Source organism: Modestobacter marinus (assembly GCF_011758655.1).
In the GTDB taxonomy this organism is placed as follows: Bacteria; Actinomycetota; Actinomycetes; order Mycobacteriales; family Geodermatophilaceae; genus Modestobacter; species Modestobacter marinus.
In genome coordinates this window covers 978,920-1,001,283 of sequence record NZ_JAAMPA010000002.1, presented here as the reverse complement: position 1 = coordinate 1,001,283, position 22,364 = coordinate 978,920, and the positions used below count along the sequence as shown (strand labels likewise).

The window sequence follows — 22,364 nt, the reverse complement described above, 5'->3', positions numbered from 1 at the left end:
GGGTACGGGCGGCACGGGGCGGACGCTAGGTCGGGGGTCCGACAGTCCCCGGGAGGCCACGCCGCGCAGCCGTCGGTCCTCGCGAGCCCGGGGGAGGCGGCCGGTTCGCCGACGCCCCGCCCGGGCGTCCCGGACCGGGAGCCGGGCAGAACTGTCGGTGGTCGCTCCTACGGTCCGCGGTGTCTGGACCAGAGGAGACAAGGAGAGCCGCCGTGCTCATCGACTGCGACACCTGCACCGTCCGCGGTCAGGGCTGCGACGACTGCGTCGTGACCGTCCTGCTGGGCGCCCCACCGGACTGGCGGGGGAGCTCGCCCACCGTCGTGCCGCTCACCCGGCGCCGACCGGGGGTGTCCGCCGGTGTGCCGGCCGGTGAGGAGGTGCGGGTGGCCGCTGCCGCACCGGGGGAGGCGGTGGCCGAGAGCGCCCCTGACCGGAGCGAGACGGAGGCGACGCGTCCGGTCGTCGAGTGGGACGACGTGGAGCAGCAAGCCGTCCGGGCCTTGGCAGACTTCGGGCTCGTTCCGCCGTTGCGTCATCAGGATGCGTCGTCCCACGGGGACCGGCACGTGAGCTGACAAATCGCACCCCTGTGATTTGTCAGGTCCTGGGGTCGGTTCGAGGTTTGACGGGTCTAGGTCTCGATCCGGTCACGGACATACGGTCGTCGTGTCTGAGCGAGACGAAGCCACCACAGAGGGTGGCCTCGGTCGGACACCGCAGCCGCACCGTCCCCATCCGGGTGGTGCGCCGTGGTCCGAGTGCATGAAACGGAGTCCGCCGCCCGTGGCGAACCCTCAGCCCCGCGCCCTGACAGCACGCTCGACCGCCGCCGCCGGCACCCCGGGGCGCGCGCGTCCCGGCCGTCTCGCCGGTCGGTTCGGCATCGGGGTCGTGGCGGTCGTCGCCGCGAGCCTGACGCTGGCGGTCCTGCCGGGCGACGCCGCCGCAGCTCCCGGCGCCCAGGTCCCCGAGGCGACCAGCCCGGAGCAGGCCACCCAGCTGGCCGCTGACGCGACCCACGAGCTGGAGGTCGTCACCGAGCAGTTCAACGAGGCGCAGGAGACGCTGGAACAGCAGCGGGCAGCCGCGGACGCCGCGGCCCGGACGGTCGCCGAGGCGCAGGCGCGACTGGCCGCCCTGGACGAGCAGGTGCGCCGGGTCGCCCGCAGCGCCTTCACCGGGGAGAACCTGTCCCGCTTCAACGCCCTGATGACCAGTGGGTCGCCGGACGAGTTCCTCTCCCAGGTGACCACCCTGGACAGCATCGCCGGGCACACGGACGAGATCCTGTCCCAGGTCACCGCGGCGGCGACCGCGGCGGCGCAGGCGCAGTCCCAGGCGGAGGCGGCCGCCGCGGCCGCCGAGCAGACGCTGCAGGACGTCGCCACGCGGCAGCGCGACCTCACCGCCCGGGTCGACGACTACCAGGCGCAGTACGACGCCCTGACCGTCGTGCAGCAGCAGGAGGTGGTCGAGGAGCACGCCGGGCCGGTGCTCGAGGCCCCGGCGGAGGTGGTGGCCACCAGTTCCTCGGCGCAGGTCGCCGTGGACACCGCCATGGCGCAGCTCGGCGACCCGTACGTGTGGGCGGCCGGCGGCCCGGACGCCTTCGACTGCTCGGGCCTGACCCAGTACGCCTACGCCGCTGCGGGGGTGACCCTGCCGCACTCCAGCCGCCTCCAGTCGCAGATGGGGACGGCGGTCTCCCGGAGCGAGCTCCAGCCCGGCGACCTGGTCTTCTTCCGCAGCCCGGTCAGCCACGTGGGCATGTACATCGGCGGCGGGCAGATGGTGCACGCCGCGACCTTCGGCGTCCCGGTGCAGGTCACCAGCGTCGACATGGCCGGCTACGCCGGGGCGCGCCGCTTCCTCGGCTGAACGGCCGTCCGGCCTGCCAGCCGGGCCACAGGCAGCCTGCCTAAGCTCGGCGCCGTGCCCTTCCCGTCCGGTCCGAGAGCCCACGGATGAGCCCGGGAGGGACCAGCGGGTCCCGCCGAGCGGCCCTGCTGGTGGCCGCGGTGCTCGGTGCTGCGCTGGTCGCGGTGATCGCCCTGGCCACGCCGTGGGACGTGCTGCCCGTGCCGCCGGGCGGGCGCACCCCCGTCGACCCGGGCGCCGCCTTCGGCCCGGAACAGGTGGCCCGGGCGGAGGCCTTCGCCGCGGCGCTGCGCCCGGCCTCGCTGACGTCGCTGCTGCTGAGCCTGGTCGTCTCGGCGGTCTTCGGGCTCACCCGGGCCGGTGCGGCGACCGCCCGGGCCGTCGCCCGGCCGCTGGGCGGTGGCTGGGTGTGGCAGGTGCTGCTCGGCTCGATCGCCCTCCTGCTCGTCGGCCGGCTGCTGACCCTGCCGCTGTCGGTCTACGGCGAGGTCATCCGGCACCGTTACGGCCTGTCCACCCGCGGCTGGGGCCTGTGGGCGCGGGACGTCGCCACCTCCTTCGGCATCTCCGCCGGGCTGACCGCCCTGGGTCTGCTGGCCCTGGTCGCGCTCGCCCGGCGGGCTCCGCGCACCTGGTGGGCGTGGGCGGGTGGGGCGGCCGCCGCGCTGGTCGTCCTCGGGTCGTTCCTGTACCCCCTGGTGATCGAGCCGGCCTTCAACCGCTTCGAGTCCATGCCGGAGGGCCCGCTGCGCACGGAGCTGATCGCGCTGGCCGAGCGCAGCGGCACCCCGGTGGAGGACGTGCTGGTCGCCGACGCCAGCCGGCGCACCACCGCGCTGAACGCCTACGTCTCCGGCTTCGGCTCCACGCGGCGGATCGTCGTCTACGACACGCTGCTGGACCAGCGGCCCGACGCGGAGATCGAGTCGATCGCCGCCCACGAGCTCGGGCACGTGGCCAACGACGACGTGCTCACCGGCACGCTGATCGGTGCGCTGGGAGCCGGCGCCGGCGTCGCCCTGCTGGGCTGGCTGCTCGGCTCCACCCCGCTGCTGCGCCGGGCCGGTGCGGAGGGGCCCGGGGACGGGGCGGTCGTCGGCCTGCTGCTCCTGTTGCTCTCGCTGGGCACGCTGGTGTCGACGCCGGTGCAGAACCTGGTCTCCCGGCACATCGAGGCGCGCGCGGACCTGCACGCGCTGGAGCTGACCCAGGACCCGGGGTCCTTCGTGGCGGTGCAGCAGGCCCTGGGGGGCGCCAACCTCAACGACCCCGATCCGCCGGCGATCTGGCAGTGGGCGTTCGGCTCGCACCCCACGGTGCCGCAGCGGATCGCCTTCGCCGCCGACTGGGTCGCGGTGCGGGACCGGTGAGCGGGAGCCGCACGCTGGTCGTCACCAACGACTTCCCGCCGCGGCAGGGCGGCATCCAGACCTTCGTCGCCGCCCTGCTGGCCACCCGGCCGCCGGAGTCGCTGGTCGTGCTGGCCTCGGACCACCCCGGCTCCGCCGCGCACGACGCCGCCCTGCCCTATCCGGTGGTGCGGGCGCCCACCGGCATGCTGCTGCCGACGCCGGGCGTGGCCCGGACGGCGGCCCGGCTGGCCCGCGAGCACGGCTGCCGGACGGCGTTCTTCGGCGCGGCGGCACCGCTCGGCCTGCTGGCGCCGGCGCTGCGGCGGTCCGGGGTCGAGCACCTCGTGGGCGCCACGCACGGCCACGAGACCGGCTGGGTCGCGCTGCCGGCGGCCCGGCAGCTCCTGCAGCGCATCGCCGGGGGACTGGACGTGCTGACCTACATCAGCGAGTACACCCACGGGCGGCTGGCCCCGGCCCTCGGGGACCGGACCGAGCTGGCCCAGCTCTCACCCGGGGTGGACGTCGACCGGTTCACCCCGGACGCCGACGGGGCGGACGTGCGGGACCGGTACGGCCTCGGCGACGACCCGGTGGTGACCTGCGTGTCCCGGCTGGTGCGGCGCAAGGGCCAGGACGTGCTGGTCGCGGGCTGGGCGCAGGTGCTGGCCCGCCATCCGCGCGCGAAGCTGCTGCTGGTGGGCGGCGGCCCGCTGGAGCCGGCGCTGCGGCGCGCCGTCTCCGACCGCGGGCTGGCCGGCTCCGTCGTCCTGACCGGGGGAGTGGCGCCGGAGGAGCTGCCGGCCCACTACGCAGCCGGCGACGTGTTCGCCATGCCGTGCCGCACCCGCCGCGGGGGGCTGGACGTCGAGGGGCTGGGCATGGTGTTCCTGGAGGCGGCCGCCTGTGGCCGGCCGGTCGTCGCGGGCACCTCGGGTGGGGCGCCGGAGACCGTCCGGGAGGGCGTGACCGGGCACGTCGTCGACCCGCGGTCGCCCGCCGCGGTCGCGGGTGTGCTGGCCGACCTGCTGGACGACCCGGTGCGCGCCCGGGCGATGGGCGCGGCCGGTCGTGCGTGGGTCGAGCAGCGCTGGTCCTGGACGACGATCGCGTCGACCTTCGCCGACCTGCTCGACCCCGCGCGCTGAGCGCGGAGCCGAGCCCGGGCGTCAGCGCGCGTAGAGGGCCTCGACCTCGCCGCCGAACTCCTTCATCACCACGGCCCGCTTGAGCTTCAGGCTGGGGGTGAGGGTGCCGTTCTCCTCGGTGAAGTCGTCGCCCAGCACCCGGAACTTCTTGATCGCCTCGGCGTGCGAGACGGCCTTGTTCGCCTCGGCCACCGCGGCGTCCAGCTCGGCGAGCAGCTCCGGGTCGTCGCGCAGCTGCTGGGGGCTGAGGTCGGCGTCCTTGCCCTGCGCCTTCAGCCAGGCCGGCAGCGCCTCGACGTCCAGGGTGACCAGTGCGGCGATGAAGGGCCGCTGGTCGCCCACGACGAGGCACTGGCTGACCAGCTTGTGCGCCCGGAGCCGGTCCTCGAGCACGGCGGGGGCGACGTTCTTGCCCCCCGCGGTCACCAGGATCTCCTTCTTCCGCCCGGTGATCCGCAGGAAGCCCTGCTCGTCCAGCTCACCGATGTCGCCGGTGTGGAACCAGCCGTCGGCGTCGATGGCCTCCGTGGTGGCCTGCTCGTTCCTCCAGTACCCGCGCATGACGATGCCGCCGCGCAGCAGCACCTCGCCGTCGTCGGCGATCTTCGCGTCGACCCCGGGCAGCGGGCGCCCGACGGTGCCGACGCGCAGCGCCGCGTCGTGGTTGACGGCGGCGGCGGCGGTGGTCTCGGTCAGGCCGTAGCCCTCGAAGATGGTGACGCCGATGCCCCGGAAGAAGTGGCCGAGCCGCTCGCCCAGGGGTGCACCGCCGGAGATGGCGCCGGCACAGCGCCCGCCGAGCGCGGCGCGCAGCTTGCCGTAGACCAGCCGGTCGAACAGGGCGTGCTGCACCCGCAGCGCCAGCCCCGGGCCGCCGGTGTCCTGGGCGCGTGACCAGCTGACGGCGACCTCGGCGGCCCGGTCGAAGATCTTGCCCTTGCCGTCGGCCTCCGCCTTCGCCTTGGCGCCGTTGAAGACCTTCTCGAAGACCCGCGGCACGGCCAGCACGAACGTCGGCTGGAAGCGCCCGAGGTCGCCCACCAGGTCTTTGATGTCGGCGGTGTGCCCGATGACCGTGCGGGTGTTGAGCGCGCCCACCTGCAGCACCCGGGCCAGCACGTGGGCCAGCGGGATGAACAGCAGCAGCGAGCCGTCGGGGTTCATGAACCGGCTCAGCAGCGTCATGCCGTTGCGGATCTCGAACAGGAAGTTGGCGTGGGTCAGCTCGCAGCCCTTGGGCCGGCCGGTGGTGCCGCTGGTGTAGATCAGGGTGGCCAGGCTGTCGGCGGAGAGGCTGGCCCGGCGGGCGGCCAGCTCGCTGTCGGGCACGTCGGCGCCGGCGGTGGTCAGGGTGGCCAGTCCGCCGTCGTCGATCACCCAGACCGGGCCCAGCTCGGGGGCCTCCGCCCGCACGGACTCGACGGCCGCGGCGTGCTCGGGGCTCTCCACCACGACCGCCCGGGCACCGGAGTCGGACAGGATCCAGGCGACCTGGTCGGGGCTGGAGGTCTCGTAGATCGGGACGACGACGGCGCCGGCGGTCCAGATGGCGTAGTCGAGGACGGTCCACTCGTAGCGGGTGCGGGCCATCAGCCCGACCCGGTCACCGGCCTGCACGCCACCGGCGATCAGCCCCTTGGCGGCACCGGCGACCTCGGCGGCGAACTCCGCGTAGGTGACGTCGACCCACTGACCGGCCCGTTGGCGCCGCAGCCCGACCTCGTCGGGGTGCTCGGCCGCGTTGGTGGCGACCATGTCCGTCAGGGCGTCATCGGGCCCCACGCTGGCGGTGGGGGGAACGCTCAGTTCGCGCACGCCGTCCTCTCTGTCCTGCCCGGCCGGGGGCTCCGTCGCCCCGCCGTTCCGGACCAGGATCCGCGGCCAATCTAGTCCGCACAGCCGACGCGGAGTAGCCGAGCGGCCCTCGGCAGGGGGAGGTGGCCCGGGAGGAGGGGGACCGAGGGTGGGCAACGACTACCCTCCGCCCCATGGCTGACCAGTCCACCCAGTCGATCGTCATCGACGCGTCCGCGGCCGAGGTCATGGCCGTGATCGCCGACTTCCCGGCCTATCCGTCGTGGGTGGCGGCAGCCAAGCAGGTCGACGTGCTCGAGACCGGGGCGGACGGGCGCGCCCGCCGGGTGCACTTCGTCCTCGACGCCGGCGCGGTCCAGGACGACTACGTCCTGGCCTACACCTGGGACGGCGACCGCCGGGTCGACTGGACGCTGGTGCAGGGCCAGATGCAGAAGCAGCAGGACGGCTCCTACTCCCTGGCCGAGGCCGGGGGGCGCACCACGGTGACGTACTCGATCACGATCGACCTCTCGATCCCGATGCTCGGGATGATCAAGCGCAAGGCCGAGAAGGTCATCCTCGACACCGCGCTCAAGGAGCTCAAGAAGCGCGTCGAGGGCTGATGCGCGCCGTGCAGGTCCTCCTCGTGACCGGCCCCGGGGGAGCCGGCAGCTCCACCGTCGCCGCGGCCACCGCCGCCCGGCTGGCCGCGGCCGGTTCCCGGTGCGTGCTGCTCACCGGGCAGCCGCCCGGGATCGCCGAGCTGGCCGACCGGGTGACCGTCGACGTCGTCGCCCCCCAGCCGGCGTTGGAGGAGCTGTGGGACCGGCACGTCGGCCGGCTGGCCGGTGCGCTGCCGCTGCTCACCGTGCCGCCGGCGACCTCGGTCGTCCCGCTCCCCGGCGTGACCGAGTTCGCCCTGCTCACCGCCCTGGCCGGGCACCTCCGGGACGGGGACGCCGACGTGGTCGTGCTCGACCCCGGCCCGACGGCGACCGCGACGGCGCTGCTCGGCCTCCCCGGGGCGCTGCGCTGGTGGCTGGCCCAGGCCGCGCCGACCCGGCTCCGGGTGCTGGCCACGCTGCGTGCCGCCGCCACGCCGGGCCGCGCGGGCGTCACCGCCGGGCTGCTCGCCGGCACCGCGGCGACGGAGGAGCTGCTCGACGCCGTGGCGCTGGCCGACCCCGCGCGCACCGCCGTCCACCTGGTGCTGCGCCCCGATGCCGCCGCGGCCCAGCACCTGCAGCACGCGGCCACCGCACTGGGCGTCCTCGGTCAGCGGATCGCCTCGGTCACCGTCGCCCGGCTGCTCCCGGACGGCTCGGGGGAGTGGTGGCAGCGGCGGGCCGCGGTGCAGGAGCAGGCGGTGCACTCGGTCCGCGCGCTCACGGACCCGGTGCAGGAAGTGGCCGAGGCCGCGGTCGCGCCCGCCGGCGTCGCCGACCTGCTCGCGCTGGGCGCCGCCGTGCCGGAGACGGCGGTGCAGCCGGTCCCGCAGGCGGTGCCGCGCCGGGTGGACGGCGAGTGGCTGCTCGACGTGCCGCTGCCCTTCGCCCGCCGCGGCGAGGTCGAGCTGACCCGCTGGGCCGACGACCTGGTGGTCACCGCGGCCGGGGTGCGCCGGTCGCTCGCGCTGGACGCACTGCTCCGCCGGTGCACGGCCTCCGGCGGGTCGCTGACCGATCCGGGCACCGCCCGGGCAGTGCTGGAGGTGCGCTTCGTCCCCGACCCGGCGCAGTGGCCGGCCGGGCTGCTGGCCACCGCCGCCGCGGCCGAGGGGAGCGGGGCGTGACCGCACCCGGTCCCGACTGGGTCGAGCAGGTGCGCCGGCTGGCAGCGGGGCTGGCCGCGGAGCACGCGGCCGGGACGCGCGTGACCGACGTCCTGGGCGACCTGCTGGGCGCCCCTGCCGCACGGCCCGCCGCCCCCCGACCCGAGGACGACGCGGCGACGGCGGGGCCGCAGCCGGCGGACGAGTGCCGCTGGTGCCCGGTCTGCCAGGGCCTGGCGGCGCTGCGCGGACGCCGTCCGGACCTGGTCGACGCGCTGGCCGACGTGCTCACCAGCGCCGCCACCGCGCTCCGCACCCACGCCGGCACCCACGCCGGCACCCACGCCAGCACCCACGCCGGCAGTGACGCCGGCACCCACGCCGGCAGTGACGCCGGCACCCACGCCGGGAGCCCGGCCGGTGCCCACGCCGACGGTCAGGCCGGGGACCCGGCCGACAGCCAGGCCGGCACCCACCCCGACAGCGACGCCGGCACCCCGACCAGCACGCGACCGGCCGACCGGCCCCGCACGAACCCGGACGGCAGTGTCGCCGCGCCCGGCGCCCCTGCCCCCGACGTCCGCACCGCGGACGCGTCAGTCCCTCCCGAGGAGACCGTGACCCACCCGGCCCCCGCCCCCGTCCAGCGGATCGACGTCGCATGACCGCCGCCCCCGACACACGAGGCCCGGTCACGGCCGGCCGGGCCGCCCAGCTGCCCGCGCTGGGCATCGACATCGGCGGCACCAAGGTCGCCGGCGGCGTCGTCGCCCCCGACGGCACCATCCTGGACACCGCCCGCCGGGCCACCCCGGGCAAGTCGGTGACCGCGACCGAGGACGCCATCGCGTCCGTGGTCGACGAGCTCGCCGAGCGCCACGGCGGCCCGCTGGTCGGGGTGGGCGTCGGCGCCGCGGGCTGGTTCGACCGCACCGGTGACACCGTGCTGTTCAGCCCGCACCTGGCCTGGCGCAACCAGGCGCTGCGCAAGGACCTGGCCGGGCGGCTGCAGCGACCGCTCTGGGTGGGCAACGACGCGGACGCCGCGGCCTGGGCGGAGTACCGCTACGGCGCGGCCCGCGGCAGCAGCCTGATGCTGATGATCACCCTGGGCACCGGGATCGGTGGGGGCATCGTCATCGACGGCCGGCTGCAGCGGGGCTCGCACGGCGTGGCCGGCGAGTGGGGCCACATGCGCGTGGTGCCCGACGGCCGGCTGTGTGCCTGCGGCAACCGCGGCTGCTGGGAGCAGTACGCCAGCGGGAACGCCCTGGGCCACACCGCCCGCGAGGTCGCCGACCACTCCCCGGCGGCCGCGGCCGACCTGCTGGACCGGGTGGACGGCAACGCGGCGCGGCTGACCGGGGAGGTCGTGGCCCGCGCCGCGGCCGACGGCGACCCGCTGGCCATCGAGCTGCTGTGCGAGGTCGGCACCTGGCTGGGGCAGGGGATCGCCGACCTGTCGGCCATCCTCGACCCGGACGTCGTGGTGATCGGCGGCGGGGTGAGCGTGCTCGGCGAGACCGTGCTGGCCCCGGCCCGGGAGCGCCTGGAGCGGGCGCTGCCCGGTCGTGGGTTCCGGCCCGGACCGCGGGTGGCCGCCGCCGAGCTGGGTGCGCAGGCCGGGCTGGTCGGCGCCGCCGACCTGGTCCGCCGCGCGGTGGCCGACGGCGAGGGCTGACGGAGGGCCCCGCCGCCCCCACCGGTCCGCACGCGGACGGGTGGGGGCAGCCGCTCACTCCGGGGCGAGCTCGCGGGCCAGCTGCTCGAGGAACAGGCCGATGTCGGTGACGATGCCCATCGCCTGGGCGCTGCCCCGGTCGGCCAGCTTGGTCACCGTCGCCGGGTTGATGTCCACGCAGACCAGCGGCACCGAGGCCGGGAGGATGTTCCCGGTGGCGATCGAGTGCAGCATCGTGGCCACCATGATCGCGAAGCCGACGTCGGGCAGCTCGGCGCGCATCGCCCGCTGACCGTCGATCACGTCGGTGATCACGTCGGGCAGCGGGCCGTCGTCGCGCACCGAGCCGACCAGCACGAACGGCTTGCCGGCCTGCACCAGCGCGTGCATCACCCCGCCGGTGAGCACGCCGTTCTCCACCGCCGCGGCGATCGACCCGGCCGCCCGGATCGTGTTGATCGCGCGGATGTGGTGCTCGTGGCCGTGCGGCACGCCCGACCCCTTGGCCAGGTCGACCCCGAGCGAGGTGCCGAACAGCGCGGACTCGATGTCGTGCGTGGCGAGCGCGTTGCCGGCGAAGAGGACGTCGACGTAACCGGCCTGCACCAGCCGGACCATCGCCGGCGCGGCCCCGGTGTGGACCACGGCCGGGCCGCCCACCCACAGCACCCGCTTCCCGGCGGCCTTGACCTCCCGCATCCGCTCGGCGATCTGGCGGACCAGCAGCGCCTGGGGCTTCTCGCTGGACACCGAGGAGGACATGAAGCCGAAGTCGTCCTCGTCGCCGCGGGGCGCCTGCGGGGGGAGCTCCACCCGCACGCCGTGGGCGCCGCACACCACGGCCTCGCCGGCCCGCACGTCGCTGACCGGGACGGTGCGCACGGTCACCTGCCCGCCGGCCGGGGCGTCCACGACCAGGCCGCAGTCCATCTCCGGGCGCTGCACCCGCAGCCACTCCCGGTCCAGCCGGACCAGGGTCTCCAGGTTGGTGGTCGAGTAGAAGTCCTCCGGGAAGACGCCGTCGGAGGGGGCGGGCCGGGTGGTCGCCGTCCCCGGGTCGACGGCGTTGGCGCCATGCACCTGCACGCGCATCAGGATCCGGTCCAGGAGCTCGGGCCCGCTCGCGCTGACCTCGACGAGCGCGCGCGAGGCGTCCTGGTGCTCGCGGCCGAGCTCGAGGCTCTGGATCCGGTAGTCCCCGCCGTACTCGAGGACGTCGTCGAGCACCCGGGCGAGGATGCCGGTGTCCATCAGGTGGCCGCTCAGGGTGACGACGGCGGAGTGCGTCGAGGAGCTCATCCGCGCAGGCTACTGACCGGCCCCGTGCTGATCCCGCCTCCAACTCGCCGGGGCGGGGCGCCGCTTCAGACGACGGCGCCGTTGTCCCCGTCGTCGCCGTCGCGGTCCCGCATCCGGGACACCAGCACGCCGACGCCGCCGACCACCGCGGCCACCCCGAGCACCAGGCCGAGGTCGATGGACAGCCCCACCCGGGTCGGGGCGATGAGCAGCACGGCGCCGAGGCAGATGAGCAGCAGGGCGTACAGGGAGGCCGGGGCCAGCACCGGCAGCGGTGGGGGCGGGGGCGGCTCGTAGTGGTCGTCGAAGGCCTCCAGCACCGTCCGCTCGGCCGGTGGCGGGGGCGGGTCGTCCCGCGGTTCGGCGGCCACCACGTTCCGGCCGTGCTCGGCCTCGAAGGCAGCGACGATCCGGGCGAACTCGGCGTCGTCGTCGGTGACCCGCTCCGACCGCGGCGGCACGGGGCGGGGGGTGGCCGGTTCGTCGGTGTGCCGCTCGACGACGGCGGCGGCCTCGCTGCGCTGGGCGCGGTCGACGAACAACCGGTCCGACGGCGGGCTGGGGAAGGAGACGCTGCGCGTGTAGGGCTGCACGTCGGTGGCCGGCTCGAGGTAGGCGGCGATCCCGGCCGAGGCCAGCAGGTCGAGCAGGTGCTCGCCCACCCGGGGGTCGACGTCGCGCAGCGGGTGCCACAGCGTGGCGTCCAGCCCGTTGTCGCGGCGGCCGCGGCCTCGGCCCGGACCGCGGGGGAGGGTCACGAGCTGCTCGCCCGGGTCGCGGGCACGCGGTCCCGGATCCACTCCACCGAGCGGGCGAAGAGCATCGGCGCGTCGTTGTCCAGGGTGGCCACGTGGTGGCTGTCGTGCAGCAGCACCTCGGTGGTGTCGGTGCTGCCGACGCCGGCCAGCAGCACCCGGGCCGAGGCGGGCTCCACGACGTGGTCGGTGACGCTGCGGAACACCAGCAGCGGGGCCCGGACGGAGCCCAGGTCGGCGCGGACGGCGGCCCACAGCCGGCGCAGTGCCAGCGCGGCCCGGGTGGGCAGCCGGGGGTAGGCCAGCTCCGTGGCCCCCGGCTTCTTGATGTCGCCGGCGACCGGCGCCCAGGCCGGGGTGAGCCGGGCCAGCAGCGGCAGCAGCCGGGCGTCGCGCCGCTCGGTGAGCAGCGAGGGGTTGACCAGCACCAGTGCGGCCACGTCGTCCGGACGGCGCTGGGCCAGCCGCAGCGCCAGGGTGCCGCCCATCGACAGCCCGGCCACCACCACCGAGCTGCACCGGCCGCGCAGGTCGTCCAGCGCCGCGGACAGCTCGCGGTACCAGTCCTCTTCGGTGCTGGCGTTGGCGTCCTGCCAGCGGGTGCCGTGGCCGGGCAGCAGCGGGCAGCGGACGGTGAAGCCGGCGGCCGCCAGGTGCTCGCCCCAGGGCCGCAGGCTCTGCGGGGTGCTGGTGAACCCGTGGCACAGCAGCACCCCCACCGGCCCACCCGGCAGGTCGAACGGGTCGGCGCCGGGCATCAGCGGTGCGGCCTGCGGCATCGGTCCTCCGGATCGGTCTGGCCGTGCGGCGTCGGCTGCGATTGTCCGCCGAGATTGTCGTGGTGTTGTGCGCCTCCTTAGTCTGACAGTCGCTGAGGGAGGCGCGTTGTTCTACTGGTTCCTCAAGTTCGTGGCCGTCGGCCCGATCGTCAAGCTCGTGTTCCGGCCCCGCGTCGAGGGCATCGAGCACGTGCCGGCGACGGGTGCGGCGATCATCGCCAGCAACCACCTGTCGGCGGCGGACTGGATCTTCATGCCGCTGTCGCTGCGCCGCCGGGTCACCTTCCTGGCCAAGGCGGAGTACTTCACCGGCACCGGGCTCAAGGGTGCCGCGCAGCGGCTGTTCTTCGGCGGCAGCGGCCAGGTGCCGATCGACCGCACCAACGCCTCCGCGGCCGAGGACGCCATCCGCACCGGCATCCGCATCCTCACCCGGGGCAAGCTGCTGGGCATCTACCCGGAGGGCACCCGCTCGCCCGACGGGCGGCTGTTCCGGGGCAAGACCGGCATCGCCCGGATGACCCTGGAGACCGGGGCGCCCGTCGTCCCGGTCGCGATGGTGTACGAGCCGCGCAAGGTGCCGCTGCCGGGGAGGCTCGGCCGCCGGCTCGGCGAGCACCTGCTGCGGGTGGTCGTGCGGTTCGGGGAGCCGCTGGACTTCTCCCGCTACGACGGGCTGTCGGGTGACCGCTTCGTCGAGCGGTCGATCACCGACGAGATCATGTACGAGATCATGGAGCTCTCCGGTCAGGAGTACGTCGACCTCTACGGCGCCAAGGTGAAGAAGTCGATGGACACCACCGGCGTCACCGCCACCGAGGCGGTCTCCCGCCTGCAGCCACCGCCGCACGAGGCCGCCGACCGGCTGCCGAGCTCGCTGGCCGGCTGAGCACCCGGCCGGCACCGCGTCCGGCGCGAGGGGGACGGCGCCGGGCGGTGATCGGGCCGACGCCTACGGTGTGCCGGTGAGCGTGCGGCGGTACTTCTACGACACCGAGTTCATCGAGGACGGCACCACCATCGACCTGGTGTCGATCGGCGTGGTCGACGAGACCGGCCGGGAGTTCTACGCCGTCAGCACCGAGTTCGACCCGGACAGGGCGATCCCGTGGGTGCGCCGCAACGTGCTGGACCAGCTGCCCTCCCCGGCGGACAAGGCGTGGCGCAGCCGGGAGCGGATCCGGGCCGACCTGCTGTCCTTCCTCACCGCGCCCGGCGCGGAGATCGAGCTGTGGGCCTGGTTCGCCGCCTACGACCACGTCGCGCTGGCCCAGCTGTGGGGTGCGATGCCGGCGCTGCCGCGGCCGATCCCGCGGTTCACCCGTGAGCTGCGCCAGCGGTGGGACGACGCCGGCCGGCCGGCCCTGCCGCCCAAGCCCGCGGGGACGCACGACGCCCTGGTCGACGCCCGCTACAACCTGACCCGCTGGCAGGCGATCGAGGCGGCCGGAGGTCCTGCGGCACCCCGCTGACCTGCCCGGGGCACGACACTGGCCGGATGGACGCCGCTGCGACGCCGGACGAGGCGCTGGCCCGCATCGCGCGGGCGGCGGCCGGTGAGCACGGGGCGCCGGCGGGGCTGCTGGACGGCTACCTGCCGGCGGTGCTGGCCGTGGCGCGCACCGGGCGCCGGCTCAGCGTCGCCGAGGAGGAGTCCTGCCGTCGGCTGGGCGGGGAGGCCGCGCGGGCGGGGGTGCCGCTCCCGGCGCTGGTCGACCTCTACATGACGGCGTCCCGGCGGCTGTGGCCCGAGCTGCCGGCGCTGCTGGGCCAGGTGCGCTCGCGGCCGGTCCGGCCCGCGGAGCTGGTGGGCATCGGCGAGGTGGTCTGGCGGGCCGCGGACACCGCGCTCGCCGCCCTGGCCGGTGGCCACCTGGACGCCCAGCACGAGGTGGTCCGCCGGGAGGAGGCCTACCGGCGGGAGTTCGTCGACGACCTGTTCAGCGGCCGGTCCGACGTCGGGTCGCTGGTCGAGCGGGCGGAGCCGTTCGGCCTGTCGCTCACCGCGACGCACGTGGTCACGGTCGCCGAGACCGACCGGCCGATCGACTCGGGCATGCACGTGGCCGGCGGGGTCGAGGCGGCGGTCCGGGCCCGCACCGACGGCCGGGGCCTGCTGGTCGCAGCCAAGGGCGGGCGGCTGCTGTGCATGCTCTCCTCACCCGCCGACGACGGTCGGGGCGCTGCCGGGATCGGCCCGCAGGAGCTGGCCGAGGTGGTCGGCCGGGCCGTCGCGCGGCAGACCCACCGGTCGTCGTGGCGGGTGGGGGTCGGGCGACCGCACGCCGGCCCGCGCGGGGTGCTGCGCTCCTACCGGGAGGCCCTGGACGCCCTCGACCTCGCGGCCCGGCTGGAGCTGCCGCAGCCCGTCGTCCACGCGCGGGACCTGCTGGTCTACCGGGTGCTGCTGCGCGACGAGACGGCGATGGCCGACCTGGTGCAGACCGTGCTCGGCCCGCTGGTGGACGCCCGGGGCGGGGCGGAGCCGCTGGTGCGCACGCTGGCCGCCTACTTCGGCACCGGCGGGAACACCGCGGCGACCGCCCGCGCCCTGCACCTGAGCGTGCGGGCGGTCAGCTACCGGATCGAGCGGGTGCACACGCTCACCGGGCACGACGCCACCGACCCGGCCGACCACCTGGCACTGCTGGTCGCCGTCACCGGGGCGCGGATGCTCGGCTGGCCCCGGCGCCGGCTCGTCGTCGACTGAGGGCTGCTGGTTGCCGGGACCCGGCAACCAGGTGCGGCAGGACGGTGCCCGGTCAGGGCGGTGCGGCCGCCCGGGAGCAGGGCCACCGTCGGGAGACGGCGAGCGTCCATGGCCGGCCTCCCGTCCACGGCCGGCCGCACGTCCGTGGTCGGCTCCGCCCGTGGCCCGAGGAGGCGGCCGTGTCCACGTCGACCCGAGGCGGCAGCGGGGGCGCCGGCGTCCGGGTGGCCCGGCTGCTGCTCGTCGTCCTGTACGTGGGGATCGCCCTCCCCGGCGCGCTGGTGACCCCCGCCCCACGGATGCTCCTGCTGGCGCCGCTGGTCGGTGCCTTCGCCGCCGTGGTCGCCGGCCTCGTCCACCCCGGCTTCCCGGCGCAGCCAGGTGCCCGGCGGGCCGTGCTGGGGGCGTCCGCCGGTTCGGCGCTGGCCGTGCCGTTCGCCGGCGGTGTCGGCCTCCTGGGCCCGACGGGGTCCTGGGTGGTGATCGGCATGGTCCTGCTGGCGGCGACCGTGGTCGGCTGCTGGATCGCCGACTGGGACTCCGCGCCGCTCACGGTGGCCGACCCGCGGCGGGTGGCGGTGCTGCGCGACTTCGTCGGCGTGCTGCCCACCGAGGCGCTGGTGCGGGAGTGGTGGGCCACCTGCGCGCCGCTGCAGGCGACGACGGACCCGCAGGAGCGCGCGGCGCTGGTGCGGGTCCGCGGGCTGATCCTGGACGAGCTGGTGCGCCGGGACCCCGATGCCATGGCGCGGTGGCTGGGGGAGGGCGGCCCGGCCGACCCCGGGACGGACCTGCCCCGGCAGCGCGGCCCGGCCGGCTGAGGGCCGCCGGCAGCAGGTCGCTGCCGGCGGCCCGCCGGCTCAGACGGTGAAGACGTTGATCAGCCGGGTCAGCTCCCCGGAGAGCTGGTCCAGCTCCCGGGCGGCCGTGCGGGCGGAGTCGACGTCGGCCGCGGTGCGGTCGGCGTCGGTGGTCACGTCGTTCATCGTGTCGGTCACCGAGGTGGCCCCGTCGGCCACCGAGTTGACGCTGCGGGACAGCTCGTTGGTGACCGCCGTCTGCTCCTCCACCGCGCTGGCGATGGTGGTCTGGTGGTCGTTCATCTCCCGGATGACCGCGACGATCTGACTGATCGACCCGACCGCGGCGGTGGTGTCGGCCTGGATCGACTGCACCCGCTTGTGGATCTCCTCGCTGGCCCGCGAGGACTCCTGGGCCAGCTCCTTGACCTCGGTGGCCACGACCGCGAAGCCCTTGCCGGCCTCACCGGCGCGGGCGGCCTCGATCGTGGCGTTGAGGGCCAGCAGGTTGGTCTGCTCGGCGACCGCCGAGATGACCTTGACGACGTCGCTGATCTCCCGCGAGCTGGTGCCCAGTGCCGCGATCGCGGTCTCGGTGCTGGCCGCCAGGTCGACCGCGCCCTGCCCGACGTGGCTGGCGTCGCTGGCGCTGCGGGCGATCTCCCGGATCGCCGACCCCATCTGCTCGGCCCCGGCCGCCGCCGAGGTGACCCCGGAGCTGATGTCGGAGGCCGCCTGGTGGGCGTGCCGCGCCTGGTCCCGGCTGCGGGCGGCCCGCTCGCTGAGCCCGTCGGCCACCCGGGCCACGCCGGAGGCGGAGACCGCGAGGGAGCCGGCGGCCGAGCCGATGTCGCGGATCGTGCCGGCCACCTTGTCGACGAACCGGTTGAAGGCCCCGGCGAGCTCGCCCACCTCGTCCTGCGCGGAGTCGTCGACCCGCTGGGTCAGGTCACCCTCGCCGTCGGCGATCTCGGCCATCCGCTGCCGCAGCGTGTCCAGCGGCGCGGTCAGCCGCCGGCCCAGCCACCAGGCGAGCGCGAGGCCGCCGAGCCCGACCAGGACGGCGGCGACCACCAGTGCGGTCAGCATGGACGAGCGGCCGTCCTCCAGCCCCTCGACGGCGGCGGCGAAGTCGCTGTCCTGGGCGTCGACCACCAGCACCCAGTCCCAGGGTGCGTAGTAGGCGACCTGGGCGGTGTGGGTCCCGGTCTCGGCGTCGCGGTAACGGACGGTCGCCTGCTCACCGGGCGCCAGCCCGACGGCGGCCGACACGATCTCCTGGATCCAGGGCTTCCCGTCGGCGTCCTGGGCCTCCAGCAGGGAGGTGCCCTCGGCCGTGCCGTCCTTGCTGATCAGCACGGTGCCGGCCCGGTCGCCGGTGCCCCCGAGGGCCCAGATGGTGCCGTTCTCCCCGGCGGCGGTGGTCTGCAGGCTCTCCCGCAGCGCGGGCTGTTCCTCCTGCTTCGCACCGACGTAGAGCATGCCGACGACCTGCCCGCTCGCGTCGAGCAGCGGCTCGTAGGCGGTGACGTACCAGGAGTCGACGACGAACGCCGTCCCGCGGTAGGTCTGCCCGGCCAGCACCGCGGAGACCACGGGGTTCGGGGCGCCGCCCGCGCCGACCGCCGGGATGTAGGTGCCGATGGCCCGGGTGCCGGTCGCGCTGACCACGTTGGTGGCGACCCGGAGCATGTCCCCGGCGGGGTTGATCCGCTGGAAGACCGTCGCGGTGCCGCCGACCAGCGCCTGCACCTGGTCCACGACCGGGGTGGGCACCGCGGGGTCGGCGTTCTTGCCCAGCCACGTCCCGCCGACCTCGACGCGGGGGAGCGCGACGGGGACGACCTCGCCGGTCACCTGGTTCTTCGCGTCCCAGGCGACGGTGTTGCGGGTGGCCGAACCGAGCCCGAACCCACCGGTCCGGTCCAGGACGTAGCCGGCGACCTCCAGGTCGTCGTCGACGGTCGCGGCGATCGAGTCGCCCTGGCTGGAGACGACGTCGTACACGCCGTCCGCGGTCTGCTCGATGCTGTGCTGCACCATCTCCCGGACGTCGGCCTCGGCGTCGTCGGCGAACTCTCCGCTCTGCCAGGCGCTCACCCCCAGCATGGCCGCTGCCGTCACGGTGACGCTGGCCACCGCCAGCGCCACCACCTTCGCCCTGATCCCCGTGCGCACGTGTGCTCCCTGGCCTGCTTCCCCGGACGGGAGAGGTCCCCGCCCCGCAGAGCACATCGGCAGCCCAGTCGATCTTCCGTACCGGCCGCGTCTGGCACCCGTCCCACCAGCCGGACAGGAGTCCCGGAGAGGGGACGGCGCGCCGTACCCTCAGGGGGTGAGCCTCCCTGAACCCGCCGCGCTCCTGCCGGACCTGGACCGGTGGCGGGGGCTGCCCGCCGCCCAGCAGCCCGAGTGGCCCGACCGGGCCGCCGTGGACGCCGTGCTGTCCACCCTCTCCAGCGTGCCGCCGATCGTGGCGCCGGCCGAGGTGGACACCCTGCGCCAGCAGCTGGCCGACGTCGCCCAGGGCAAGGCGTTCCTGCTGCAGGGCGGCGACTGCGCCGAGACCTTCGACCTGAACACCGAGCCGCACCTGCAGGCCACGACGCGCACGCTGCTGCAGATGGCCGTCGTCCTCACCTACGGGGCGAGCGTGCCGGTGGTGAAGGTCGGCCGGGTGGCCGGGCAGTACGCCAAGCCGCGCTCGTCGAACACCGACGCCCTCGGGCTGCCGTCCTACCGCGGCGACATGGTCAACTCGCTGAACCCGGTGCTCGAGGAGCGGATCCCCGACCCGAACCGGCTGGTGCGGGCCTACGCGAACTCCGCGGCCGCGATGAACATGATCCGGGCCTACGCCCGCGGCGGTCTGGCCGACCTGCACGCCGTGCACGACTGGAACAAGGACTTCGTCGCCAGCTCCCCGGCGGGGGTGCGCTACGAGGTCGTCGCCCAGGAGATCGACCGGGCACTGGCGTTCATGAAGGCCTGTGGGGTCGACGACTCGGCGCTGCGCGGGGTGGAGCTCTACAGCAGCCACGAGGCACTGATCCTGGACTACGAGCGCGCCCTCACGCGGATGTACGAGGGCCGCCCGTACGCGCTGAGCGCACACTTCGTCTGGGTGGGGGAGCGCACCCGGCAGATGGACGGCGCGCACATCGAGTTCGTCTCCCGGCTGGCCAACCCGATCGGCGTGAAGATCGGTCCGGGCACCACGCCGGAGCAGGCCACCGAGCTGGTCGAGCGGCTGGACCCCGACGGCGTCCCCGGCCGGCTCACCCTGATCAGCCGGATGGGCAACGGGAAGATCCGCGACGTCCTGCCCGGCATCGTGGAGAAGGTGACCGCCAGCGGGCACCAGGTGGTCTGGCAGTGCGACCCCATGCACGGCAACACCCACGAGTCGCCCAGCGGGTACAAGACCCGGCACTTCGACCGGGTGGTCGACGAGGTGCTGGGCTTCTTCGACGTGCACCGCGGCCTGGGCACCTGGCCCGGGGGCATCCACGTCGAGCTCACCGGTGAGGACGTCACCGAGTGCCTGGGCGGCGCCATGGAGATCAGCGACGACGACCTGAACAGCCGGTACGAGACGGCGTGCGACCCGCGGCTGAACACCGGCCAGTCGCTGGAGCTGGCGTTCCTCGTGACCGAGATGCTGCGCGGCTGATGTACGGCATCGACACCGACGGCCCAGCCACCCGCGGCGACGCGGTGGACCTGCGTTCGGACACCCTGACCCGGCCGACCCCGGCGATGCGCCGGGCGATGGCCGAGGCCGAGGTCGGCGACGACGTCTACCGCGAGGACCCGACGGTCAACGCGCTGGAGGAGCGGGTCGCCGAGCTGTTCGGCCACGAGGCCGCGCTGTTCGTGCCGTCCGGGACGATGGGCAACCAGATCGGGCTGCGGCTGGTCTGCGAGCCCGGCCAGGAGGTGCTCGGGGACGCCGACGCGCACGTGCTCACCTACGAGATGGGTGCCGCGGCGGCGCTGTTCGGGCTCTCCTCCCGCACGGTGGTCTCCGACGGCGGCCGGCTCTCGGCCGACCAGCTGATCGCCCAGGTGCGCCCGCACGGCGACTGGCACCTCACCGCGACCGCCGCGATCGCCGTGGAGAACACCCACAACCGCGGCGGCGGGCTGGTGCAGCCCCTCGCCGAGCTGGAGAAGCTGTTCGCGTGGTCCCGCACCGCCGGGGTCAACGTGCACCTGGACGGCGCCCGGGTCTTCAACGCGTCCGTGGCCTCCGGCGTCCCGCTGGCCACCTACGGGCGGCTGGCCGACACCGCCTCGGTGTGCCTGTCCAAGGGGCTCGGTGCCCCGGTCGGGTCGGTGCTGGTCGCCAGCGCCGAGCGGATCGCGGCGGCCCGGCTGTGGCGCAAGCGGCTCGGCGGCGGCATGCGCCAGGTCGGGGTGCTCGCCGCGGCGGCCGCCCACGCCCTGGACCACCACCTCGACCGGCTGGCCACCGACCACGAGCACGCCCGGCTGCTCGCCGAGCGCCTCGGGGTCGACCCGGCGACGGTGGAGACCAACATGGTGGTCGTCGACGACGTGCCGGCCCCGGCCGTCGCCGAGGCGGCCAGGGCCCAGGGGGTGCTGGTCGGCCAGGTCAGCGCGCGGCGGGTCCGGCTCGTCACCCACCTGGACGTCGACCGGGACGACGTGGAGCGGGCCGCCAAGGTGCTCACCCAGGTGATCGGCGACCTCGCCGGGCGCTGAGCCCGGCGGCGACGTCAGGGCTGCCCGGCCGGCGCGCGGGGCGGTGCCCGGCGAGACCCGATCGTGACGTGCTGTGCGGTCGCGGACAGGTGATCACCGCTGTCACAGTGGTGCACTCGTCCGCGCCCGCGGTCGAGACCGCGCCGCCGTCGACTCTGAGAGGTCTCCCGTGCCAGAAGTCGAACCCGCCCTGGGCACCACGCCGCTGCTGCTGATCGCCGTGGGCGCCGTCGCCGTCCTGCTCGTCCTGATCATGAAGTTCAAGGTGCACGCCTTCGTGGCGCTGGTGCTGGTCAGCCTGCTGACCGCGCTGGCGACCGGGATCCCCATCGGGGACGTCATCGACACCCTGCTGGCCGGGTTCGGCTCGACCCTGGCCGCCGTCGCGCTGCTGGTCGGGCTGGGCGCGATGATCGGCAAGCTGCTCGAGGTCACCGGTGGCGCCACCGTGCTGGCGGACTCGCTGATCAACCGGTTCGGGGAGAAGCGCGCGCCGCTGGCCCTGGGCGTGGCCTCGCTGCTGTTCGGCTTCCCGATCTTCTTCGACGCCGGCTTCGTCGTCTTCCTGCCGATCATCTTCAGCGTCGCCCGCAGGTTCGGCGGGTCGGTGCTGCTCTACGCGCTGCCCTCGGCGGGTGCCTTCGCGGTCATGCACGCCTTCGTGCCGCCGCACCCGGGGCCGGTCGGCGCCGGGGACATCCTGGGCGCCGACATCGGCCTGCTCGTCGTCGTCGGCCTGGTCATCGGGCTGCCCACCTGGTTCATCTCCTGCTACCTGTTCAGCCGGTGGATCGGCACACGGGTCCACGTCCCGATCCCCTCTACGCTCGCCGGCCGCAAGTCCGAGGCCGACGACCCCCGGGTCGACAGCGACGTCGACGACGTGGACGGCCCGGTCGGTGGCGGCACGGGTCGCGGCGGCAGCGGTGCCACCGTGGCCGCCGGGACGGCGACGACGACGGAGACCCGGACCGGGCCGCCGAAGTTCAGCACCGTGCTGGCCCTGCTGCTCCTGCCCCTGGTGCTCATCCTGCTCAACACCGGCTTCAACACCCTGGCCACCGCCGGTGCGGTCGACGGGGAGGCCGGCTGGCTGGACTGGGTCACCCTGCTCGGCCAGACGCCGGTGGCGCTGCTGATCACCCTGCTCGTCGCGGCCACGGTGCTCAGCCGGGAGCGGTTCTCCCGCTCCGAGACCGAGGACCTGCTCAACTCCTCGATCGGCCCGGTGGCGGCGATCATCCTGATCACCGGCGCCGGCGGCATGTTCGGCGGGGTGCTGCGCTCCAGCGGCATCGGCACCGCGCTGGCCGACAGCCTGGAGTCCATCGGCCTGCCGGTGATCGTCGCGGCCTTCGTGATCGCCACCTGCCTGCGGGTCGCCCAGGGCTCGGCGACGGTCGCGTTGCTGACCACCGCTGCGCTGATCGCCCCCGCGGTGGCGGAGAACGACCTGTCCCGGCTGGACACCGCGCTGGTGGTCATCGCCATCGCCTGTGGCGCCACCGTGCTCTCCCACGTCAACGACTCCGGGTTCTGGCTGGTCGGCCGGTTCCTGGAGATGGACGTGAAGACGACGCTGCGCACCTGGACGGTGATGGAGACCCTGATCGGGGTGGTCGGCTTCGCCATCGCCTGGGCGCTGAGCCTGGTCGTCTAGCGC

At 75.1% G+C, this 22,364-nt stretch carries 20 protein-coding genes; 15 read left to right on the top strand and 5 right to left on the bottom strand.

Annotation, left to right across the window (positions count from 1 at the left end):
* Positions 1–212 precede the first annotated feature (212 nt).
* From FB380_RS20665 to FB380_RS20650, 4 genes are all read left to right on the top strand, one after another.
* On the top strand, positions 213–578 hold the full coding sequence (locus FB380_RS20665; RefSeq protein ID WP_166757120.1) for a hypothetical protein: 366 nt from the start codon (positions 213–215) through the stop codon (positions 576–578).
* Between the two features lie 316 nt (positions 579–894).
* The gene (locus FB380_RS20660; RefSeq protein WP_229682195.1) at positions 895–1,881 is read left to right on the top strand and encodes a C40 family peptidase; all 987 of its coding nucleotides are present in this window, start codon (positions 895–897) and stop codon (positions 1,879–1,881) included.
* 86 nt (positions 1,882–1,967) lie between these two features.
* Positions 1,968–3,251, top strand: a complete 1,284-nt coding sequence (locus FB380_RS20655) for a M48 family metalloprotease (RefSeq protein WP_166757118.1) — start codon at positions 1,968–1,970, stop codon at positions 3,249–3,251.
* Positions 3,248–4,381 carry a glycosyltransferase family 4 protein gene (locus tag FB380_RS20650; RefSeq protein ID WP_166757117.1) on the top strand — a complete coding sequence of 378 codons (1,134 nt, stop codon included), beginning with the start codon at positions 3,248–3,250 and terminating at the stop codon, positions 4,379–4,381. The genes FB380_RS20655 and FB380_RS20650 overlap by 4 nt, the downstream gene beginning before the upstream one ends.
* Positions 4,382–4,402: 21 nt before the next feature.
* On the opposite strand, the gene FB380_RS20645 is transcribed toward FB380_RS20650, so the two are convergent.
* Positions 4,403–6,136: an AMP-dependent synthetase/ligase gene (locus tag FB380_RS20645; protein ID WP_208383715.1), complete on the bottom strand. Its 1,734-nt coding sequence runs from the start codon at positions 6,134–6,136 to the stop codon at positions 4,403–4,405.
* Between the two features lie 233 nt (positions 6,137–6,369).
* Here FB380_RS20645 and FB380_RS20640 point away from each other — a divergent pair, with 233 nt between their 5' ends.
* The 4 genes from FB380_RS20640 to FB380_RS20625 are packed head-to-tail and all read left to right on the top strand — an operon-like array spanning position 6,370 to position 9,630.
* A complete protein-coding gene (locus tag FB380_RS20640; RefSeq protein ID WP_166757115.1) occupies positions 6,370–6,801 on the top strand; it encodes an SRPBCC family protein in 432 nt (143 codons plus the stop codon).
* Complete coding sequence (locus tag FB380_RS20635; RefSeq protein ID WP_208383714.1) at positions 6,801–7,970, top strand: ArsA family ATPase; 1,170 nt, start codon at positions 6,801–6,803, stop codon at positions 7,968–7,970. The genes FB380_RS20640 and FB380_RS20635 overlap by 1 nt, the downstream gene beginning before the upstream one ends.
* Positions 7,967–8,614 carry a hypothetical protein gene (locus FB380_RS20630; RefSeq protein ID WP_166757114.1) on the top strand — a complete coding sequence of 216 codons (648 nt, stop codon included), beginning with the start codon at positions 7,967–7,969 and terminating at the stop codon, positions 8,612–8,614. The genes FB380_RS20635 and FB380_RS20630 overlap by 4 nt, the downstream gene beginning before the upstream one ends.
* Complete coding sequence (locus tag FB380_RS20625) at positions 8,611–9,630, top strand: ROK family protein (protein ID WP_166757113.1); 1,020 nt, start codon at positions 8,611–8,613, stop codon at positions 9,628–9,630. The genes FB380_RS20630 and FB380_RS20625 overlap by 4 nt, the downstream gene beginning before the upstream one ends.
* A 54-nt stretch (positions 9,631–9,684) precedes the next feature.
* Here the strand turns inward: FB380_RS20625 and FB380_RS20620 are convergent, their stop codons facing one another.
* From FB380_RS20620 to FB380_RS20610, 3 genes are all read right to left on the bottom strand, one after another.
* Positions 9,685–10,929: an ornithine cyclodeaminase, nickel-pincer nucleotide-dependent gene (locus FB380_RS20620; RefSeq protein ID WP_166757112.1), complete on the bottom strand. Its 1,245-nt coding sequence runs from the start codon at positions 10,927–10,929 to the stop codon at positions 9,685–9,687.
* 65 nt (positions 10,930–10,994) lie between these two features.
* Positions 10,995–11,687 carry a hypothetical protein gene (locus FB380_RS20615; protein ID WP_166757111.1) on the bottom strand — a complete coding sequence of 231 codons (693 nt, stop codon included), beginning with the start codon at positions 11,685–11,687 and terminating at the stop codon, positions 10,995–10,997.
* Positions 11,684–12,463: an alpha/beta hydrolase gene (locus tag FB380_RS20610; protein WP_166757110.1), complete on the bottom strand. Its 780-nt coding sequence runs from the start codon at positions 12,461–12,463 to the stop codon at positions 11,684–11,686. The genes FB380_RS20615 and FB380_RS20610 overlap by 4 nt, the downstream gene beginning before the upstream one ends.
* A 106-nt stretch (positions 12,464–12,569) precedes the next feature.
* On the opposite strand from FB380_RS20610, the gene FB380_RS20605 reads away from it, so the two are divergent.
* The 4 genes from FB380_RS20605 to FB380_RS20590 all read left to right on the top strand — a co-directional run bounded on the left by FB380_RS20605 (position 12,570) and on the right by FB380_RS20590 (position 15,994).
* Positions 12,570–13,352 carry a lysophospholipid acyltransferase family protein gene (locus tag FB380_RS20605; RefSeq protein ID WP_166757109.1) on the top strand — a complete coding sequence of 261 codons (783 nt, stop codon included), beginning with the start codon at positions 12,570–12,572 and terminating at the stop codon, positions 13,350–13,352.
* 76 nt (positions 13,353–13,428) lie between these two features.
* Positions 13,429–13,935, top strand: coding sequence for a polyadenylate-specific 3'-exoribonuclease AS (locus FB380_RS20600; protein ID WP_229682194.1), 507 nt, complete (start codon positions 13,429–13,431; stop codon positions 13,933–13,935).
* Positions 13,936–13,961: 26 nt separating this feature from the next.
* Entirely contained in the window at positions 13,962–15,173 is a 1,212-nt protein-coding gene (locus FB380_RS20595; RefSeq protein ID WP_166757108.1) for a PucR family transcriptional regulator, read from the top strand.
* Between the two features lie 179 nt (positions 15,174–15,352).
* On the top strand, positions 15,353–15,994 hold the full coding sequence (locus FB380_RS20590) for a hypothetical protein (protein WP_166757107.1): 642 nt from the start codon (positions 15,353–15,355) through the stop codon (positions 15,992–15,994).
* A 39-nt stretch (positions 15,995–16,033) separates the two neighbouring features.
* Here the strand turns inward: FB380_RS20590 and FB380_RS20585 are convergent, their stop codons facing one another.
* Positions 16,034–18,151 carry a methyl-accepting chemotaxis protein gene (locus FB380_RS20585; protein ID WP_166757106.1) on the bottom strand — a complete coding sequence of 706 codons (2,118 nt, stop codon included), beginning with the start codon at positions 18,149–18,151 and terminating at the stop codon, positions 16,034–16,036.
* A gap of 157 nt (positions 18,152–18,308) precedes the next feature.
* Here FB380_RS20585 and FB380_RS20580 point away from each other — a divergent pair, with 157 nt between their 5' ends.
* From FB380_RS20580 to FB380_RS20570, 3 genes are all read left to right on the top strand, one after another.
* Positions 18,309–19,646, top strand: coding sequence for a class II 3-deoxy-7-phosphoheptulonate synthase (locus tag FB380_RS20580; RefSeq protein WP_188959632.1), 1,338 nt, complete (start codon positions 18,309–18,311; stop codon positions 19,644–19,646).
* Positions 19,646–20,701 (top strand): threonine aldolase family protein, encoded by a 1,056-nt coding sequence (locus FB380_RS20575; RefSeq protein ID WP_166757105.1) that lies wholly within the window; start codon positions 19,646–19,648, stop codon positions 20,699–20,701. Before FB380_RS20580 ends, FB380_RS20575 begins: the two co-directional genes overlap by 1 nt.
* 169 nt (positions 20,702–20,870) lie before the next feature.
* Positions 20,871–22,361: a GntP family permease gene (locus tag FB380_RS20570; protein WP_166757104.1), complete on the top strand. Its 1,491-nt coding sequence runs from the start codon at positions 20,871–20,873 to the stop codon at positions 22,359–22,361.
* Positions 22,362–22,364: the final 3 nt, after the last annotated feature.

Excerpts from the sequence above, each read along its gene's own strand:
- FB380_RS20655 (WP_166757118.1), top strand. The coding sequence starts at position 1,968 with ATGAGCCCGGGAGGGACCAGCGGGTCCCGCCGAGCGGCCCTGCTGGTG.
- FB380_RS20645 (WP_208383715.1), bottom strand. The coding sequence starts at position 6,136 with ATGGTCGCCACCAACGCGGCCGAGCACCCCGACGAGGTCGGGCTGCGG.
- FB380_RS20640 (WP_166757115.1), top strand. The coding sequence starts at position 6,370 with ATGGCTGACCAGTCCACCCAGTCGATCGTCATCGACGCGTCCGCGGCC.
- FB380_RS20635 (WP_208383714.1), top strand. The coding sequence starts at position 6,801 with ATGCGCGCCGTGCAGGTCCTCCTCGTGACCGGCCCCGGGGGAGCCGGC.
- FB380_RS20625 (WP_166757113.1), top strand. The coding sequence starts at position 8,611 with ATGACCGCCGCCCCCGACACACGAGGCCCGGTCACGGCCGGCCGGGCC.
- FB380_RS20620 (WP_166757112.1), bottom strand. The coding sequence starts at position 10,929 with ATGAGCTCCTCGACGCACTCCGCCGTCGTCACCCTGAGCGGCCACCTG.
- FB380_RS20610 (WP_166757110.1), bottom strand. The coding sequence starts at position 12,463 with ATGCCGCAGGCCGCACCGCTGATGCCCGGCGCCGACCCGTTCGACCTG.
- FB380_RS20595 (WP_166757108.1), top strand. The coding sequence starts at position 13,962 with ATGGACGCCGCTGCGACGCCGGACGAGGCGCTGGCCCGCATCGCGCGG.
- FB380_RS20575 (WP_166757105.1), top strand. The coding sequence starts at position 19,646 with ATGTACGGCATCGACACCGACGGCCCAGCCACCCGCGGCGACGCGGTG.